The sequence below is a fragment of the Pseudomonas sp. o96-267 genome (assembly GCF_003935465.1).
Classification (GTDB): Bacteria; Pseudomonadota; Gammaproteobacteria; order Pseudomonadales; family Pseudomonadaceae; genus Aquipseudomonas; species Aquipseudomonas sediminis.
In genome coordinates this window covers 145,287-162,607 of the sequence record NZ_RHQP01000001.1, presented here as the reverse complement: position 1 = coordinate 162,607, position 17,321 = coordinate 145,287, and the positions used below count along the sequence as shown (strand labels likewise).

Sequence of the window (17,321 nt, the reverse complement as noted above, 5' to 3'; positions counted from 1 at the left end):
CATTACCGCGCCGAACGGACGCGAAAAAGCGACAAATGGTGAGTCCGCCGGAGCCTACAGCGACTTCCAGAGCGAGTCAAAATCTTCCTCCCCGGCAGGCTTCTGGCTTTGCGAGGCTGTGACCGGTGTCCCGGCTGAGGCTTCTTCCACGCCTACTCGGTGATATTCGAACTGGCTGAAGCTGCCGGTGCTGACTTGCTTGCGCGTCAGTACCGCGCGGTGCTCTTCGCCGTGGTCGTTGATCAGTACCTTGCTGCCTTCCTGGAACGGCAGGCGCGGCGTGATCAGGCTGGCAGGGCGGGAAATGGCGCTGATTTCCGGCAGCAGCAGGGCGCGCAGGTACTGGCTGTTCTGCTCGCCTTTGCGCAGCAGTTGCAGGCCGCACGGGCGCGCGTGCGGTGCGATCAGCTCGATCCCCATCTGCGTGCCGCCGCCGCGGACCTGACGAATCCAGCGCACGATGGCCACGCTCCAGCCCTGGCTGGGATTGTCTTGTACGCCTAACAGTTCGCCGGCCTGCAGTTGGCTGGGGACGTCCTTTGGCCAGGAAAGGCAATAGCCACCGGGGCTGTGATTGACGATGGGCAGAGGAAAGGTCGGGTAGCTTTCGCCATTGCTCTCGGGTTGAGCCTGCTCGCCGGGGGTTACCTTGGTGTACTGAATCTCTTCGAAGTGGATTTCGTCAGCCGCATTGCGTTGGGCATCGAAGGCGCTCGACCAGACGTCAGGCTCGCCGGTAACCGGCTTGAACACCGCTGCGCCGATCTCCACGGGACGCTTGAGCACTTCGGCGAACGAGCTGCGTCCGGCGAGGAAGAAGTGCAGCGCGGTCATGCCGATGCACAGGGTCAGGCTGCCGTGGCCCGCAGTGCGCTGGAAGGTGCGTTCGGCGATGTCGCCCCAGGCCGCCGCGACGTGTTGCAGCAGGTCGAGGCTGATGCCCTCCGGAATCATCAGGCGCGATTTGCTGCGCTCTTCTTCCGGCAGATCGAGGTACTCCTTGATGGCGTCGACCAGCGGCTGGGTATCGATACCCAGCAGGTTGTGCAGCTCGCTGCTCTGATAAAGCGACTTGTAGCGCGGCGGGCCGTCGATCTGCGGCGCCAGCACGAACAGGCTGTCTGGATCATCGCCGGCCTGCAGCTTGACCAGCGTGCTCCAGGGCTCCAGAGCTTCTGCCAGGCGTGCGATGCCGTTCTGGCGCATCTGGTTGGTACGCGCGCAGCCCAGCAGCAGTGCGGTCACGTAGGTCTGCTCGGTGCTCATGCCCTGAGTATGGCGTGCCAACGGGTCACGAATGACCTGACGCTGCAGGCGCTGCTCGCAGGCAATTTGATAGAGCTGGTGCAGCTCCAGCCAGAGCCCTTCGGGCACCGGGCAGTAAAGCTGACTGGCACGAATCAGCGGGCTGCACAGGCTGTGGCTGGCACGCTGCAGGGAGACGGCGAGCAGTTGGTCGCGATCCTTGCCGCTACGGGTGATCACGCGGGAAATGATCAGCTTGTAGCCAACGGCCAGGTGGTTCTGTAACGCCTGGCACAGGTTGGCCACCTTGCGCGGGCGTTCGTCGAGCACGATGGCCTGGTTGAGAAAGTGGCGTTCCAGGTGTTGGCAGACGAAGCTGACTTCCGGGCGCAGCAACTCCAGCAACTGCAGGCGGTTTTCCGAGGGAGTGAGGAATTGATTGAGTTCCACCAGGCTCTGATACAGCTGGCGTGCAGTTTCACCGATATTCGCCTTGGGCAGGCCAGCGATCCAACGTTTGAGATCGCGGGGGCTGCCGTCGCAGAAGCTGAGGCTCTGCTTGCTCGGCGTGGGAACGCGCAATAGCTGAAGGTGGGTACTCTGTTTATCCATCAAACTCGGAGGCTCCGGCCACGCACTAGCAAGCGGCTCTAGTAATAGTCTTTCGAACTCTAGCAGTATCTGCCTGGGCTGGCAGCCCGTCTGTGTGGACGGTCTACCTCGCCAGAGTACGGATCTATGACCGAACGGTCGAGATGCGGGTGCTTTTTCTCAGCGGCTCAGTTCTGAGTTGTGCCCATCAGTTGGCCCATGCGCACCGCGCTGCCAGCGTCCAGCTCTTGTGCCCATTGCACCTGATTCGGGCCGAACAGGACAATGGCGGTGGAGCCCAGCTTGAAACGGCCCATTTCGGTGCCTTTGGCGAGCTCGATTGGCCCGCGTGCTTGTGCGTCATAGCGTGTGCTCTTGAGCTCGCGCTTGGGTGGGGTGACCAGGCCGGCCCATACGGTTTCCACGCTGGCCACGATCATCGCGCCTACCAGCACCACCGCCATCGGTCCACGCTCGGTGTCGAACAGGCAGACCACGCGCTCGTTGCGGGCGAACAGTTCCGGCACGTTTTCTGCGGTGGTCTGGTTGACCGAGAACAGGCGGCCCGGCACGTAGACCATCTCTTTCAGCGTGCCGCCCAGCGGCATATGGACGCGGTGGTAATCCTTCGGTGAGAGGTACACGGTGGCGAACTGGCCACCCATGAACGGCGCTGCGCGTTCGGCGTCGCCACCGAGGAGTTCGACAGCGCTGAAACTGTGGCCCTTGGCCTGGAAGATGCGGCCGTGCTCGATGGCGCCGAGTTGGCTGATCGCCCCGTCGGCCGGGCTGAGAATGGCGCCGAGGGTTTCGTCCAGCGGGCGCGCGCCGTCTTTCAGGGCGCGGGTGAAGAACGCGTTGAAATGTTCGTAAGCACGCAGGTCCTCGACTTGCGCTTCGCTCATGTTGACCTGGTACTGCTTGGCGAACCACGAGATCAGCGGATTCTTCAGCCAGCCAATACGGCATTCGGCAATGCAGCCGATCAGGCGCGACAGCAGGTGATGAGGCAGCAGGTACTGGCTGAGGATAAAAAGACGTTGTTTCATCGTGTTTCCTTGAAGGTTCTGAACCGACACTGGCGTGGCCAGGCCGGGTGCAACTGAATGGTCGACGGACTCAGCGTTCGATGGGCGTGTCGGGCAGGTTGCCCCACTCGGACCAGGAGCCGGCGTAGGCCTTCACGCGTGGGTAGCCGAGCGCCTTGGCCACCACATAGCTGAAGCCGGAGCGGCGGTGCGTCTGGCAGTGAGTGATCACTTCCTTGTCGGGCGTGATGCCCAGACCTTGCAGGACTTCGGCGATATCCGTGCGAATGCGCATACCGCGTTGCGGATCCATGCCGGCGGTCCACTCAAAATGGGTGGCGCCGGGGATATGCCCGCCACGCGCTGAACTCAGTTTTTCGCCGCGGTATTCGTCTGCGCCGCGCACGTCCCAGATGGCCAGGTCGGCGGCATCCAGGCGCGACTGCAGGTACTCGCGGGTGGCGGTGGGGGCATCGCTCAGCGTCAGTGATACCTCGGTGCGGGTTACTGCGGGCTCCTCCTGGCTCAGCTCGAGGCCATCGCTGATCCAGGCCTGCAAGCCGCCGTTGAGGAAGTGGTAGCGCGAATGGCCGATCACGTCGAGCAGCCAGATGAAGCGACCGGCCCAGGGGCCGCCCTCATCGTCGTAGACCACATAAACGGCATTCGCGTGATGACCGATATCGGCGAACAGCGCTTCGAGCTGCGCTCGCTCGGGTAGTAGGCCGGGAGCGGGCGGGGCACCCAGTTGCGTGCGCTTGGCATCGACCCAGCGTGCGCCGGGGATGTGGCCGGCGGCGTAGCGCGCTGCGCTGCTCAGATCGAGCAGGATCAGGTCGGCTGCATCCAGGCGTTCGGCCAGTTGGACTGGCTCGATCACCAGTGGAAAGTTGTCGAAGGCGGACATGACGGCCTCCTTGAATGAAAAGAGGTCGATTGTAGCGGAAACAGAGCGCTTCAGCGCCCGCGCCTGGAAAAGCTGCCCAGTGCGCGCTCGATGCACTGCACGGTCTTGCCGAACGCCTGTAGGCAGACGTCATTGAGTGGTTGGCCGCCCTGGTCCGCTATAACCAGCATCACCACGCGACCATTGTTGGCGACAGAGCGCAGCAGCAGATGTTCGCTGGGGAAAAGTGCCTTGAGGTTGCCGGGCAGCAAGGCAGAAAACTGCGCGATGTTGCTCGGTGTCAGGCGCAGTTGTCCGGGTGCGCTGAGAAGGCGCTTCAACATCTGGCTCTGTGCCGGATCGAGGCTGAGGCTCGCTGCGCTTGCGTCGAGGCCGGCATATTGCTGGCTCTGCAGGCGAGTGTGATTACGATCGGCAAGTAGCAGCAGCACGCGTTTCAGGCCGCAGGCCTGCAAGGCGTCACGGGCGCAGGCAGTCAGCTGTGGCACGTTGGCAAAGGTGCTGGGGTCGGAGAGCAGGCGTGCGCAGTGCTGGCGCCAGGCGGCGAGGTCATCGCGCTTGGGGGGCGCAGCTACGCTCACGGCTGGTTTGAGGCGATGAGCGTCCCAAGGCCAGATCAGTGCCTGGGCCGGGTGCCACAGTGCGGGGTCGTGGATCAAGCGCGCGCTGCTCACGGCGTGCTGGTGCACTTCCTGCTGCAGTTCGTTCAGGGGTATCTGCAGGTACAGCCCGGTCAGTCTTTGCCAGCGCAGGCAGTGCGCGGTATCCCAGGCCTGGTGCGCTGATACCGCCAGGCCGTTAGCCAGCAGCACGCAATTGCTCGGGTGAGTGAGCCAGTGGCGCAGGGGGATGTCAGCGTCGAGCATCTGCTGTTGATGCAGGGGATGCTCGTTGTCGCGTGCGATGTGCAGCGCCTTGACCAATTGACGCCGATCTCGCTCCAGCAAGCGGTAGCCGCGAACGATCCACTCGGGCAGGCGCCAGCGCTCGGCCAGTTTGACGCACAGCTGGATCAAGGTGACCCCGAGCAATTCCTTCTCGACGACGGCAGGGCGCTCGCCTTTGAGCAGTACGCGCTGTTCCCAGGCTTCGAAGAGTTGAGGATGGGCGCACAGCAGCGGCCAGATGGGGGAGAGAAACAGCAGGCTGCAGCCGTGCAGTTCATTCCACAGGCGTGCCAGGCGTGCGCCGAACAGGCCGCGCGCCTGTTGGCTGGCGTGCTGACTAATCAGCAATATCTGCTTGAATGGCAGAGGGATGTCGCTTTCTGGCAGGGCAGGTGCCTGGTTGAGAAGGGCTTCGCAGCGGCTCAGTCCCAGGCGTGAAAGTGCCGTTTCGACACTCTCGGCGGGATCGCTGAGGCTGTTGCCCGACTGGTTGGCTTCGCGCAGTACTTGCAGGGCAAAGGATGGGCTGGCTTCTATCGCCTCGGCAATTTCGCGCCAGGTGCGGCGGCTGTCGGCGAGGATGCGACGCAGGCGCAAATGCTGCTGCTGCTCGATTGGCAGTGGCAATTTGCCCAGTTGTTGTAACCAGGCATCCAGCGTGCGTGGCAGGGACTTTGACGTCGACATATTGGCTCGAGTCGAAACTGGCTTTTGACCATAACTGGCTATAGTCTGGCGTATAAGTTCCGATAATTAGAAGGGTTGTTTTCAATAACCCATCCACTAGGCTCTTCAAGCGTTTATTTCATGGTAAGAATCATAGGCATCATTGTTGTCTTTGGCTGTGTGCTCGGTGGGTTCATACTCTCGGGCGGCAAGTTTATGGCCTTGGTCCATCCCTTCGAGGTTCTGATTATTGGCGGCGCGGCGCTGGGGGCATTCCTACAGGCCAACCCCGGCAGCATGTTCATGACGGTGTTCAAGAAGTCGTTGAGCATGTTTGGCAGTCGCTTCACTCACGCCTATTACCTCGAAGTGCTCAAACTGCTGTACGAGATACTCAACAAGAGTCGCCGCGAGGGCATGATGGCCATCGAGGCCGACGTCGAAGACCCCAACGCCAGTCCGATTTTCAGCAAGTATCCCGGTGTGCTCAAGGATGCGCGGATGACGGCATTCATCTGCGATTACCTGCGCATCATGTCTTCCGGCAACATGGCTCCGCACGAACTGGAAGGCCTGTTCGACATGGAGCTGGCCAGCCTCAAAGAGGAAGTGGAGCACCCGGCGCACGCCGTGGCCAAGGTCGCCGATGGCATGCCGGCCATGGGTATCGTGGCGGCGGTGCTGGGCATCGTGATCACCATGTCGATCCTGGCCGAGGCGGACAACGCGCAGATCGGTGAGAAGGTGGGCACGGCGCTGGTCGGTACCTTCCTCGGCATTCTCGCTTCGTACGGTTTCTTCGGCCCGTTGTCGAACGCGCTGGAACATGACGCCAAGGAAGAGCTGAACCTTTACGAAGCGATCAAGGCGACCCTGGTCGCTTCCGCCTCGGGCATGCCGCCGACCCTGGCCGTAGAGTTCGGGCGCAAGGTGTTGTACCCGGCGCATCGCCCGAGCTTCAGCGAGCTCGAACAGGCCATGCGCGGCAGCTAAGCCATGGAAAATAACCAACCCATCATCGTCAAGCGGGTCAAGAAGACCGCTGGCGGACACCATGGCGGTGCCTGGAAGATCGCGTTTGCCGACTTCGCAACCGCCATGATGGCGTTCTTCCTGGTCATGTGGCTGATGACATCGGCCACTCCAGAACAGAAGAAAGCCATTTCCGGCTATTTCCAGGACCCGATCGGTTTCACCGAGAGTGCCAGTCCATACGCCATCGATCTGGGTGGTACGCCCACGCCAGCGCCCGAGCGCACCCTCAATCCGGACATCTCCGAGACGCCGGAGAGTCAGCCGGATGAGACCGGAGTCAGCACCGATCAGATCGAAACCCTGGCCGAAAAGATGGAGCAGGAGCGTCTGGAGCTGCTACTGCAGGAGCTGCAGAACAAGGTCGAGGAGAATCCCGAGCTGCAGCGCTTCAAGGATCAGATACTGTTCGAAATCACTCAGGATGGTCTGCGCATCCAGATCATGGACGCCGAGAACCGACCGATGTTCGCCCTCGGCAGTGCCAACCTTCAGCCCTATTTCGAAGACATCCTGCTGGCCATGGCCGACACCATTCGCGCGGTGCCGAACAAGATCAGCGTCAGCGGGCATACCGATGCCAAGCCGTTCATCGGCCGTGGTGATTTCGGTAACTGGGAGTTGTCATCCAACCGTGCCAATGCTGCGAGGCGCACGCTCGTGGCAGGCGGGTACCCGGACGAGCAGGTGGCGCGTGTCGTCGGGTACGCTTCGTCGGCGTTGTTTGATCGTGAGGATCCGTTCAATCCGGTCAATCGGCGCATCGATATCGTCGTGCTGACCAAGAAGGCGCAGCGCGCCATCGAGGGCGAACAAGGCGTCGAGGAAGGCACTGCGCCCGCGCCAGGCGAGGCTCCGGCGGACGCGGCGAGTGAACCGCTAGCGCCAGAGCAACTGCAGCAGCGCCTGAATATCTTCGAAGAAGGCGCCTTGCAGTTCGATCAACTGAATAATCAGTAATCGTCTTCCGGCAGGCTGGCGATGATGTGTCGGTAGCTGGCCATGCGCTGCGGCTGCACGCGGCCGTCTTCCAGGGCCTGCAAAAGCGCACACCCGGGTTCGCGATCATGCTTGCAGTCACGGAAGCGGCAGCGCCCGAGCAGGTCGTGGAATTCGATGAAGCCCGCTTCCACGTCATCACGGCTGACATGGCCGAGGCCGAATTCGCGAATGCCCGGGGAGTCGATCAATTGGCCGCCACCGGGAAAGTGGAAAAGACGAGCGGTGGTGGTGGTGTGCGTGCCCTTGCCAGTCAGCTCAGACAGCGCGCCGACACGCGTATCGACGCCGGGCAACAGGCTGTTGACCAGCGATGATTTGCCCACGCCAGATTGGCCCACGAATACGCTGACGTTACCGTTCAAGCGCTGTTTCAGCTGCTCCATGCCGTCGCCTTGATGGGCCGAGACCTCCAGCAACGGATACTCAAGCTCACGATAGACCTTGAGCAGAGCGTCCAGCGCGACCTGGTTCTGCTCGTCGATCAGGTCGGCCTTGTTCAGCAGCAGCAATGGGCGAATGCCCGCGTGCTCGGCGGCCACCAGATAACGGTCGATCAGGTTGGCGTGCGGCTCGGGCAGCGGCGCGAAAACGATGACGATCTGGTCGACGTTGGCCGCCACCGGCTTGAGTTGGCCGCGCATGTCGGGGCGGCATAGCTCACTGTTTCGCGGCAATTGCGCGACGATGACGCCATCACCCTGATTGCCCGGGCGCCAGACCACCTGGTCGCCAGTGACCAGAGCCGGCAGATTGGCGCGCAGATGGCAGCGAAACACCTGGCCGGCCATTTCACCCTGCAAGCCCTCGATTTCCACCTGCACGCCGAAGTGGGCGATTACCAGGCCGGTCTGTTCCGGGCCGAGGTCACCGCCTTCCAGTGCTTCCACTGCCTTCGATTCGCGCTTGGCTGCGCGGGCCGCGCGCTCACCTTGAATCTTTTCGATACGCCAGTTCTGGCGGCGGTTGAGTTGGCGTTTGGCCATGGAACTTCCGGGTAGTGGAGTGTTGATCGCGGCGAGTTTAGCATGAGCGCTCGGCGGCCATTCGGCTGTCAGGAATAGAGGTCGGGAATGACGATAGGCGAGGAAAGAACGGTGCTGCGGCTACCGTTGTTGCGCGCTCTTTTAGCGCAGGGCCTGTCCCTGGCGCTGGTGGTGGTGCTGGTCTATCTGCTGGCGTTACTGCCTTGGCGGATGTCGTTGTTTTCAGTGGCGCTGCTACAAGGTGTCGTGGCCGCTGGGATCGGCTGGCGCTTGGGGCTGTCACGCTGGTGGTTGTGGATCAATCTGGCGTTTCTACCTGCACTGCTGGTGATGCAGCGCGCTGCATTACCGGCCTGGCTTTTCCTGCTGGGATTCGTGCTGTTGCTGCTGGTCAACTGGAACAGTTTGCGTGAACAGGTGCCGCTCTACCTGAGTGGGCGCAAGGCGCAGCAACGTCTGCAGCAGTATTTGAGCGAACGTGAGCCGCCGCTGCGCTTCGTCGACCTGGGGTGTGGTACGGCAGGTACGGTACTGCAGCTGGCCAGGCAGTTTCCGCGCGGACAGTTCGTGGGTGTCGAGACGGCGCCGCTGCTCTTCCTTCTCGCCTGGCTGCGCTGCTTGCTGCAGGAAAACTGCAGCATTCGTTATCGGAGCTTGTGGCAGGTCGAGCTTGGCGAGTTCGATGTCGTCTACTGCTTTCTCTCGCCTGTGCCGATGCTGCGCCTGTGGGCCAAGGCGCAAGCCGAGATGCGTACTGGCAGCTGGCTGATCAGCAATACCTTCGAGATTCCGGGTGTGCCAGCTGATCGCGAGCTCGACGTCAGCGAAGGGCGGCAAACCTCTCTGTTTCTCTGGCAGATGAAGGGCGCTGAGATCCGCTAGACTTGGCGCCTGAGCCAAGGAGCCTAACCATGCAAAACCCCAACAACCTGATCTGGATCGACCTGGAAATGACCGGGCTGGAGCCAGAGCGTGATGTGATCATCGAGATGGCCACTATCGTCACCGACAGCGAGCTGAACGTACTGGCTGAGGGACCGGTGATCGCCGTTCACCAGAGCGACGAGGCTCTGGCAGGCATGGACGAATGGAACACCCGCACCCATGGCCAGAGTGGCCTGACCCAGCGCGTGCGAGAGAGCAAGATCGACAGCGCCGCTGCCGAGGCGCAGACCATCGCTTTTCTCGAGCAGTGGGTGCCGAAGGGTAAGTCGCCAATCTGCGGCAACAGCATTGGCCAGGATCGCCGCTTTCTCTACAAGTACATGCCGGCGCTGGAAGCCTACTTCCACTACCGCTACCTGGACGTATCGACGCTGAAGATCCTCGCTGGCATGTGGGCGCCAGAGGTCAAGGACAGCTTCCAGAAAACCGCCACTCACCAGGCGCTGGACGATATTCGTGAGTCCATCGCCGAGCTGCGTCACTACCGCAAGCATTTCCTCAAGGTGTAAATGAGCCCGCTCGTAGGGTGCGCCGCGCGCACCGAGCGGTTGTCGCGGGGCCGGCGTTCACTCGTGTAGCCCGGATGAAATCCGGGAAAATTCATCCGGGCTACAGCGCGTTGTGCCGATCCAGCGCCCATTTCACATGCTCGCGCACAAGTTCCGACGGGTGTTCGCGGCGGGCATTGAGCGCCTGCAGCACCGGGATGGTCGAAGGCGCATTGCCCAGACCGACTGCCAGGTTACGCAGCCAGCGCTCGTAGCCGGCGCGGCGTAGCGGCGAGCCTTCGGTGCGGCTGAGAAACTCCTCTTCCGTCCACATGAACAGCTCGGCCAGGCCGCTGTTGTCCAGGCCATGGCGCGGCTGGAAGTCGCCCTGCTCGGTGGGGCGGGCGAAGCGATTCCAGGGGCAGACGATCTGGCAGTCGTCGCAGCCGAACACCCGGTTGCCGATGGGCGCACGCAGCTCTTCGGGGATCGAGCCTTTCAGCTCGATGGTCAGGTAGGAAATGCAGCGCCGGGCATCCAGCACGTAGGGCCCGGCGAAGGCCGCAGTGGGGCAGATATCCATGCACGCGCTGCAGCGCCCGCAATGCTCGCTGGCGTGTGGGGCATCCACCGGCAGTGGCAGGTCGACGAACAGTTCGCCGAGAAAGAAATAGCTGCCGGCCTTGCGGTTGAGCACCAGGGTGTTCTTGCCGATCCAGCCGAGACCGGCTTTTTCGGCGATGGCTTTTTCCAGCACCGGGGCGCTGTCGACGAAGGCGCGGTAGCCGAACGGACCGATTTGCTGCTGGATGCGTTCGGCCAGCTGTTGCAGGCGCTTGCGGATCAGTTTGTGGTAGTCGCGGCCCAGGGCGTAGCGCGACACGTAGGCCTGTTCCGGCTCTTTGAGGCGCTGGGCCATCTGCGTGTCGCCGGGCAGATAGTCCATGCGCAGCGACACCACGCGCAGGGTGCCAGGTACCAGTTCGTCCGGGTGTGAGCGCTTGCTGCCGTGGGCGGCCATGTACTCCATCTCGCCCTGATAGCCGGCTGCCAGCCAGCGTTGCAGGTGTGCCTCGTGTTCGCCCAGCTCGACATCGGTGATGCCGACCTGCTGAAAGCCCAGCTCACGTCCCCAGTCCTTAATGGACAGGGCCAGAGCATTGAGGTCGAGGGTTTGATCGGACATGGGCGGGCGCAGGTGATGGACGTAGGTATAATTCTGCCAGACATCCGTGGTGAGCGAGCCATGCATCTACTACCAGCCTCTTTGCCGTTGAGCCTGCACAGTGCCGAACAGGTGCGTGCGCTGGATGCGCAGTTGATCGCCGCCGGCACGCCCGGTTTCGAGTTGATGCAACGCGCCGCCCACGCGGCCTGGCGCGCCTTGCGCAGGCGCTGGCCGGATGCCGGCGAAATCACCGTGTTGTCCGGGCGTGGTAATAATGCCGGTGACGGCTACCTGATTGCGGCTCTGGCTCAGCGTGCCGGTTGGCGCGTGCGCGTGCTGGCGGTGGGTGATCCCGCTGCTCTGAGTGGCGATGCTGAGCAGGCCTGCGCCGAGGCGCGAAGGGCGGGCGTGAAGGTGCTGCCCTGGAGCGAATGCGCGCCACTGGCTGGCATCGTGGTCGATGCGATGCTCGGCACGGGTCTGGCTGGTGCGGTGCGTGAGCCTTATGCCCAGGCGATGCGCATGCTCAACCAGAGTGGCTTGCCGGTGCTGGCGGTGGATATTCCTTCTGGTTTGCACGCCGATAGCGGCGCGTGTCTTGGTGTGGCCGTGCGCGCCGATCTGACCGTGACCTTCATCGCCCTCAAGCTCGGCCTGCTGACGGGCATTGGCCCGGAGCTGTGCGGCGAGCTGCAGTTCGACGATCTGCAGGGCGATGCCCGGCTATTGGCCCAGGCGCCCAGCGTGGCGCAGTGTCTCGATCCGGCCAATCTGCAGCGCCTTGCGGCACGGTCGCCGGTGGCGCACAAGGGCCAGTTCGGTCACCTGCTGGTGATCGGTGGCGATCTGGGCATGGGCGGCGCCGCGCTGCTCTGTGCCGACAGTGCCCTGCGTGCCGGCGCTGGCCTGGTGTCACTGGCGACACGAGGCGAGCATGTCGCGGCCGCTTTGGTGCGACGGCCTGAAATCATGTGTGCGGCGGTGGCTTCGGCCAATCAGCTGTTGGCACTCACCGAGCGCGCCGATGTCTGCGTGGTAGGGCCTGGCCTGGGTCAGGGGGCCTGGTCGCGCAGTTTGCTGTCTGGCGTCTGTGGTCTCGATATGCCTCAGGTCTGGGATGCCGATGCGCTCAATCTGCTGGCTGCCGGCCAGGCCGCCGCGCCTGATCAGGGCGTGCTCACGCCGCATCCGGGCGAAGCGGCGCGTTTGCTGGGTATCGATACCGCAAGCGTGCAGGCTGATCGGCCGGCTGCCGTGCGGGCCCTGGCGCAACGCTTTGGCCTGGTGGTGGTGCTCAAGGGCGCAGGCAGCCTGGTCGCAGCACCGGATGGGCGTCTGGCGCTGTGTGATCGCGGCCATCCGGCGATGGCGGGAGCCGGCTTGGGTGATGTTCTGGCAGGATTGATCGGTGCGCTGCTGGCGCAGGGCATGGCAGCGTATGATGCGGCCTGCCTGGCGGTATGGCTGCATGCGCGGGCCGGCGAGGTGCTGGCTGCGCAGGGGCGCGGGCTGGCTGCCGGTGATCTGCCCTGCACCATTCGTCAGTTATTGGAGGAGTTGTGTCCTTGTGTGAAGTGAAACTCGAAGCGGCCGACGAAGCCGCAATGCTGACTCTGGGGGCGCGGATCGCCGAGATCAGTGGGGGGCAGGGCATCATCTATCTGCATGGTGATCTGGGCGCCGGCAAAACCACCCTTTCACGCGGCATTCTGCGCGGCCTGGGCCATGCTGGTGCGGTCAAGAGTCCGACCTTTACCCTGGTCGAACCCTACGAAATTGGCGACCTGCGCGCCTTTCATTTCGATCTTTATCGTCTGGTCGATCCTGAGGAGTTGGAGTTTCTTGGCATCCGCGATTACTTCGAGGGGGATGCCTTGTGCCTGATCGAATGGCCGCAGCGTGGCGCGGGCATTTTGCCAAAGCCCGACCTGGACATTACCATTAGCCCTCAAGCGAACGGCCGTTCGCTGTTGCTGCAGGGGCATGGGGCTCGAGGGGAGGCCTGGTGCAAGGCCCTGAGCAGCAAGGAATGAATAAGAAGCGATGGGGTTGGTTATGCGCATAGGCGCGCTGGTTACAGCTGTGGGGGTGTTGTTGGCGGCCCTGGCTGCCGAGGCCCTGGCTGCCTCCGATATACGGAGCGTGCGTCTGTGGCGTGCCCCGGACAATACCCGTCTGGTCTTCGATCTGTCTGGCCCGGTACAGCACAGCGTGTTCACCCTTGCTGCACCTGATCGCATCGTTATCGACGTCAGTGGCGCCAAGTTGGCTACCAGTCTCGAGCAACTTTCGCTGGCCAACACCCCGATCACCGGTGTGCGCTCGGCCCAGCGCAGCGCTGATGACCTGCGCGTGGTCATCGATTTGTCGGCGCCGGTGTCGCCAAAGAGCTTTACCCTGGCGCCTAATCAGCAATATGGCCATCGCCTGGTGGTCGATTTGTTCGATCAGGGCAGTGCGCCCCCCGCCACGCAGGCGCCCAGCATTGCCGCCAGCGCACCTCCTGTGCCGGTCACGCCGACCCAGCCACCACCGAAGTTGACGCCTGTGCCCAATGGCAAGCGCGATATTGTCGTCGCCATTGATGCCGGCCATGGTGGTGAGGACCCGGGTGCGCTGTCGCCGGTCAAGGGGCAGTACGAAAAGAACGTGACCCTGGCCATCTCCAGAGAGTTGCAGCGGCAGATCAATGCCGAAAAGGGCTTCCGTGCCGAACTGGTGCGCACCGGTGACTATTTCATTCCGCTGCGTAAACGCACCGAGATCGCGCGCAAGAAAGGCGCAGACCTGTTCGTGTCCATTCATGCCGACGCGGCGCCGCGGGCTTCTGCGTTCGGCGCTTCGGTCTATGCCCTGTCCGAGCGGGGTGCTACGTCCGAGACGGCGCGCTGGCTGGCCGATGCCGAGAACCAGTCCGACCTGATCGGTGGCGCCGGCAATGTCAGTCTCGACGACAAGGACAAGATGCTCGCCGGCGTGTTGCTGGATCTGTCGATGACCGCTTCGCTGTCCTCCAGTCTCAATGTCGGGCAGAAGGTGCTGTCGAACATGGGCGGCATCACCCCGCTGCACAAACGGCGCGTCGAGCAGGCAGGCTTCATGGTGCTGAAATCGCCGGATATTCCTTCGATTCTGGTTGAGACCGGTTTCATCTCCAACCCCAACGAAGCCAAGAAACTGCATACCGCCAGCCATCAGCAGGCGCTGGCGCGTTCGATCACCACCGGGGTCAAGCAGTTCTTCCATGAGAACCCGCCGCCTGGCACCTACGTTGCCTGGCTGCGTGATGAAGGCAAGATCGCTGCGGGTCCGCGTGAGCATGTGGTGGCACGCGGCGAGAGCCTGGCGCTGATCGCCCAGCGCTACCAGATCAGCTTGGCGTCCCTGCGTAGTGCCAACAAGCTCAATGGTGACGTGATCAAGGTCGGCCAGACATTGCAGATACCCGCCACAGCGCTGGCAGCCCAGTAGTGAGTGTCATGTCCCGTATTCATTTGCTCAGCCCGCGCCTGGCCAACCAGATCGCTGCGGGCGAGGTGGTCGAGCGCCCGGCGTCGGTCGCCAAGGAATTGCTGGAAAACAGCCTGGATTCCGGTGCGCGGCGTATCGATGTCGAAGTCGAACAAGGTGGCGTAAAGCTGCTCAAGGTGCGCGACGACGGTGGTGGCATCGCCCCGGACGACCTGCCGCTGGCCTTGGCGCGCCACGCCACCAGCAAGATCCGTGAGTTGGAAGACCTCGAAGCCGTGCTCAGCATGGGCTTTCGTGGCGAGGCGCTGGCGTCGATCAGTTCGGTGTCGCGCCTGACCCTGACTTCGCGTACCGCTGATGCCGAGCAGGCCTGGCAGGTGGAAACCGAAGGCCGTGACATGGAGCCGCGGGTGCAGCCTGCCGCGCATCCAGTCGGCACCTCGGTGGAAGTGCGTGACCTGTTCTTCAATACCCCGGCGCGGCGCAAGTTCCTGCGTGCCGAGAAGACCGAATTCGATCATCTGCAGGAAGTGATCAAGCGTCTGGCGCTGGCCCGCTTCGATGTCGGCTTCCACCTGCGTCACAACGGCAAGACCGTGTTTGCTCTGCACGAGGCAAGCGACGAGATCAGTCGTGCGCGCCGCGTCGCTTCAGTCTGTGGGCCGGCTTTTCTCGAACAGGCGTTGCCAATCGAGATCGAGCGCAGCGGTCTGCGTTTGTGGGGGTGGGTCGGATTGCCGACCTTCTCCCGTAGTCAGGCGGATCTGCAGTATTTCTACGTCAACGGCCGCATGGTGCGCGACAAGCTGGTTGCGCATGCGGTGCGCCAGGCGTATCGCGACGTACTGTTCAATGGCAGGCACCCGACTTTCGTGCTGTTTCTGGAAATCGATCCGTCGACGGTGGACGTCAACGTTCACCCGACCAAGCATGAAGTGCGTTTCCGCGATAGTCGCATGGTTCATGACTTCCTTTACGGCACATTGCATCGTGCCCTGGCCGATGTGCGCCCGGAGGATCAGGTGGCGGCCCCGGCGGCCATATCGCCCGTGGTGCGCCCGACCGGCCTGGCCGCCGGGGAGTTCGGCCCGCAAGGCGAGATGGGCCTGGCCGCCAGCATTCTTGAAACCTCGCCGGCCACTGTGCAGCCGGCCTGGCGCGGCAGTGGTGCTGGTTACCAGCAGCCTGCCGGTAACCCCGGCGTATCCGCTGGTGAAGCCCAGGCTGCATATCGCGAGTATTTTTCGCCACTGCCGAGTGCCCAGGTTCAGCCCATGCCGCAGGAGCAGGGCGACATTCCACCACTCGGCTACGCTGTGGCACAGCTCAAAGGTGTCTACATTCTTGCCGAAAACGCGCAGGGCCTGGTGGTGGTGGACATGCATGCGGCGCACGAGCGCATCACCTACGAGCGCCTGAAGCAGGCCATGGCTAGCGAAGGTCTGCGTGGCCAGCCGTTGCTGGTGCCTGAATCAATCGCCCTCAGTCAGCGCGAAGCCGATTGCGCCGAGGAGCATGGCGAATGGTTCCAGCGTCTGGGCTTCGAGCTGCAGCGTCTCGGTGAAGAAACCGTGGCGATTCGCCAGATTCCGGCCCTGCTCAAGCAGGCCGAAGCCACCCAGTTGGTGCGTGATGTGCTGGCCGATCTGCTGGAATACGGCACCAGCGACCGCATCCAGGCGCATCTCAACGAACTGCTGGCGACCATGGCCTGTCATGGCGCGGTGCGTGCCAACCGGCGCCTGACCCTTCCCGAGATGAATGGCTTGCTGCGTGATATGGAGCAGACCGAGCGCAGCGGCCAGTGCAACCACGGGCGCCCGACCTGGACGCAACTCAGCATGGATCAGCTCGACAAGCTGTTCATGCGCGGTCAGTAATTGAATGAAGCCCTGAGTCAGGGGCGCCCGTCTTCGTGTTTCGAGTCATATCGATGTCTTCGCTTCCTCCTGCAATCTTCCTGATGGGGCCGACCGCTGCCGGCAAGACCGACCTGGCCCTGGAGCTCGCTCGCGTGTTGCCGTGCGACCTGATCAGCGTCGATTCGGCGCTGGTCTATCGCGGCATGGACATCGGCACGGCCAAGCCGGAGCGCGACGTTCTGGACGCATTTCCCCATGCATTGATTGATATTCGTGACCCGGCCGAGAGCTATTCGGCGGCGGAATTTCGCACCGATGCGCTGGCCGCGATGGCTGAGAGTGCGGCGCGCGGGCGTATCCCGCTGTTGGTCGGCGGCACCATGCTCTACTACAAGGCCTTGCTGGAAGGGCTGGCTGATATGCCCAGTGCTGACCCGGCGATCCGTGCCGAGCTGGAAGCGCGTGCGGCGGTCGAAGGCTGGGAGGTGCTGCATCGGGAGCTGGCAGAGGTCGATCCGGAGTCCGCTGCGCGTATCCATCCCAATGATCCGCAGCGTCTGACTCGGGCGCTCGAGGTCTATCGCCTGAGCGGCATGAGCATGACCGAACATCGCCTGCGCCAGGCTGCAGGAAATTCCGATGCGGGCACATCAGGCGCCGGGCAATTACCCTATACTGTTGCTCAGCTTGCTATCGCACCAGCGCAGCGTCAGGTTTTGCATGACCGCATCGCTCAACGATTTCGGGCGATGGTGGAACAGGGCTTTGTGCAAGAGGTCGAAGCCCTGCGTAGCCGAAGTGACTTGCACGCGGGATTGCCGTCTATACGGGCGGTGGGTTATCGCCAGGTATGGGAATACCTCGATGGCGATCTGTCCCAGGACGATATGGTCGAGCGGGGCATCATCGCCACTCGGCAATTGGCCAAGCGTCAGTTCACCTGGTTACGCGGTTGGGAGAACCTGCATTGGCTCGATAGCCTGGCCTGCGACAATCTGTCTCGCGTCTTGAAATACCTGGGAAGCGTCTCCATATTGAAATGAGAC

Annotated in this window: 15 protein-coding genes; 9 read left to right on the top strand and 6 right to left on the bottom strand. The window is 62.8% G+C overall.

The window, feature by feature from the left end; all coding sequences use genetic code 11:
* Window positions 1-54: 54 nt before the first annotated feature.
* The 4 genes from EGJ86_RS00705 to EGJ86_RS00690 form a co-directional block, all read right to left on the bottom strand.
* Complete coding sequence (locus EGJ86_RS00705) at window positions 55-1,857, bottom strand: molecular chaperone (RefSeq protein WP_125833565.1); 1,803 nt, start codon at window positions 1,855-1,857, stop codon at window positions 55-57.
* Window positions 1,858-2,024: 167 nt separating this feature from the next.
* On the bottom strand, window positions 2,025-2,885 hold the full coding sequence (gene asd, locus EGJ86_RS00700) for an archaetidylserine decarboxylase (RefSeq protein WP_125833564.1): 861 nt from the start codon (window positions 2,883-2,885) through the stop codon (window positions 2,025-2,027).
* A gap of 70 nt (window positions 2,886-2,955) precedes the next feature.
* On the bottom strand, window positions 2,956-3,771 hold the full coding sequence (locus EGJ86_RS00695; protein WP_125833563.1) for a rhodanese-like domain-containing protein: 816 nt from the start codon (window positions 3,769-3,771) through the stop codon (window positions 2,956-2,958).
* Window positions 3,772-3,821: 50 nt separating this feature from the next.
* Window positions 3,822-5,345: an HDOD domain-containing protein gene (locus tag EGJ86_RS00690; RefSeq protein WP_125833562.1), complete on the bottom strand. Its 1,524-nt coding sequence runs from the start codon at window positions 5,343-5,345 to the stop codon at window positions 3,822-3,824.
* Between the two features lie 120 nt (window positions 5,346-5,465).
* On the opposite strand from EGJ86_RS00690, the gene motA reads away from it, so the two are divergent.
* A complete protein-coding gene (gene motA, locus EGJ86_RS00685; RefSeq protein WP_099522721.1) occupies window positions 5,466-6,317 on the top strand; it encodes a flagellar motor stator protein MotA in 852 nt (283 codons plus the stop codon).
* A 3-nt stretch (window positions 6,318-6,320) separates the two neighbouring features.
* Window positions 6,321-7,316, top strand: a complete 996-nt coding sequence (gene motB / locus EGJ86_RS00680; RefSeq protein WP_125833561.1) for a flagellar motor protein MotB — start codon at window positions 6,321-6,323, stop codon at window positions 7,314-7,316.
* On the opposite strand, the gene rsgA is transcribed toward motB, so the two are convergent.
* Window positions 7,310-8,341, bottom strand: a complete 1,032-nt coding sequence (gene rsgA, locus EGJ86_RS00675; RefSeq protein ID WP_106732507.1) for a small ribosomal subunit biogenesis GTPase RsgA — start codon at window positions 8,339-8,341, stop codon at window positions 7,310-7,312. The genes motB and rsgA overlap by 7 nt on opposite strands.
* 87 nt (window positions 8,342-8,428) lie before the next feature.
* Between rsgA and EGJ86_RS00670 the strand changes: the two genes are divergently transcribed.
* Window positions 8,429-9,223 carry a class I SAM-dependent methyltransferase gene (locus tag EGJ86_RS00670; protein ID WP_125833560.1) on the top strand — a complete coding sequence of 265 codons (795 nt, stop codon included), beginning with the start codon at window positions 8,429-8,431 and terminating at the stop codon, window positions 9,221-9,223.
* A 29-nt stretch (window positions 9,224-9,252) separates the two neighbouring features.
* Window positions 9,253-9,795 (top strand): oligoribonuclease, encoded by a 543-nt coding sequence (gene orn / locus EGJ86_RS00665; protein ID WP_099522717.1) that lies wholly within the window; start codon window positions 9,253-9,255, stop codon window positions 9,793-9,795.
* A gap of 100 nt (window positions 9,796-9,895) precedes the next feature.
* On the opposite strand, the gene queG is transcribed toward orn, so the two are convergent.
* Window positions 9,896-10,960, bottom strand: a complete 1,065-nt coding sequence (queG, locus tag EGJ86_RS00660; protein WP_125833559.1) for a tRNA epoxyqueuosine(34) reductase QueG — start codon at window positions 10,958-10,960, stop codon at window positions 9,896-9,898.
* A gap of 60 nt (window positions 10,961-11,020) precedes the next feature.
* Here queG and EGJ86_RS00655 point away from each other — a divergent pair, with 60 nt between their 5' ends.
* From EGJ86_RS00655 to miaA, 5 genes are read left to right on the top strand one after another with little or no spacing between them, the layout of a single operon-like run.
* On the top strand, window positions 11,021-12,520 hold the full coding sequence (locus EGJ86_RS00655) for an NAD(P)H-hydrate dehydratase (protein WP_125833679.1): 1,500 nt from the start codon (window positions 11,021-11,023) through the stop codon (window positions 12,518-12,520).
* Window positions 12,508-12,975, top strand: a complete 468-nt coding sequence (gene tsaE / locus EGJ86_RS00650) for a tRNA (adenosine(37)-N6)-threonylcarbamoyltransferase complex ATPase subunit type 1 TsaE (protein WP_125833558.1) — start codon at window positions 12,508-12,510, stop codon at window positions 12,973-12,975. The genes EGJ86_RS00655 and tsaE overlap by 13 nt, the downstream gene beginning before the upstream one ends.
* 10 nt (window positions 12,976-12,985) lie before the next feature.
* A complete protein-coding gene (locus EGJ86_RS00645) occupies window positions 12,986-14,413 on the top strand; it encodes an N-acetylmuramoyl-L-alanine amidase (RefSeq protein ID WP_021487869.1) in 1,428 nt (475 codons plus the stop codon).
* Window positions 14,413-16,293, top strand: a complete 1,881-nt coding sequence (gene mutL / locus EGJ86_RS00640; protein WP_177432723.1) for a DNA mismatch repair endonuclease MutL — start codon at window positions 14,413-14,415, stop codon at window positions 16,291-16,293. The genes EGJ86_RS00645 and mutL overlap by 1 nt, the downstream gene beginning before the upstream one ends.
* Window positions 16,294-16,346: 53 nt before the next feature.
* Window positions 16,347-17,318, top strand: coding sequence for a tRNA (adenosine(37)-N6)-dimethylallyltransferase MiaA (miaA, locus tag EGJ86_RS00635; protein WP_125833556.1), 972 nt, complete (start codon window positions 16,347-16,349; stop codon window positions 17,316-17,318).
* Window positions 17,319-17,321 lie beyond the last annotated feature (3 nt).

Bases quoted from the DNA above. Each gene is read 5' to 3' on its own strand.
- EGJ86_RS00705 (WP_125833565.1), bottom strand. From the start codon at position 1,857: ATGGATAAACAGAGTACCCACCTTCAGCTATTGCGCGTTCCCACGCCG.
- asd (WP_125833564.1), bottom strand. From the start codon at position 2,885: ATGAAACAACGTCTTTTTATCCTCAGCCAGTACCTGCTGCCTCATCAC.
- EGJ86_RS00695 (WP_125833563.1), bottom strand. From the start codon at position 3,771: ATGTCCGCCTTCGACAACTTTCCACTGGTGATCGAGCCAGTCCAACTG.
- EGJ86_RS00690 (WP_125833562.1), bottom strand. From the start codon at position 5,345: ATGTCGACGTCAAAGTCCCTGCCACGCACGCTGGATGCCTGGTTACAA.
- motA (WP_099522721.1), top strand. From the start codon at position 5,466: ATGGTAAGAATCATAGGCATCATTGTTGTCTTTGGCTGTGTGCTCGGT.
- motB (WP_125833561.1), top strand. From the start codon at position 6,321: ATGGAAAATAACCAACCCATCATCGTCAAGCGGGTCAAGAAGACCGCT.
- rsgA (WP_106732507.1), bottom strand. From the start codon at position 8,341: ATGGCCAAACGCCAACTCAACCGCCGCCAGAACTGGCGTATCGAAAAG.
- EGJ86_RS00670 (WP_125833560.1), top strand. From the start codon at position 8,429: ATGACGATAGGCGAGGAAAGAACGGTGCTGCGGCTACCGTTGTTGCGC.
- orn (WP_099522717.1), top strand. From the start codon at position 9,253: ATGCAAAACCCCAACAACCTGATCTGGATCGACCTGGAAATGACCGGG.
- queG (WP_125833559.1), bottom strand. From the start codon at position 10,960: ATGTCCGATCAAACCCTCGACCTCAATGCTCTGGCCCTGTCCATTAAG.
- EGJ86_RS00655 (WP_125833679.1), top strand. From the start codon at position 11,021: ATGCATCTACTACCAGCCTCTTTGCCGTTGAGCCTGCACAGTGCCGAA.
- EGJ86_RS00645 (WP_021487869.1), top strand. From the start codon at position 12,986: ATGGGGTTGGTTATGCGCATAGGCGCGCTGGTTACAGCTGTGGGGGTG.
- miaA (WP_125833556.1), top strand. From the start codon at position 16,347: ATGTCTTCGCTTCCTCCTGCAATCTTCCTGATGGGGCCGACCGCTGCC.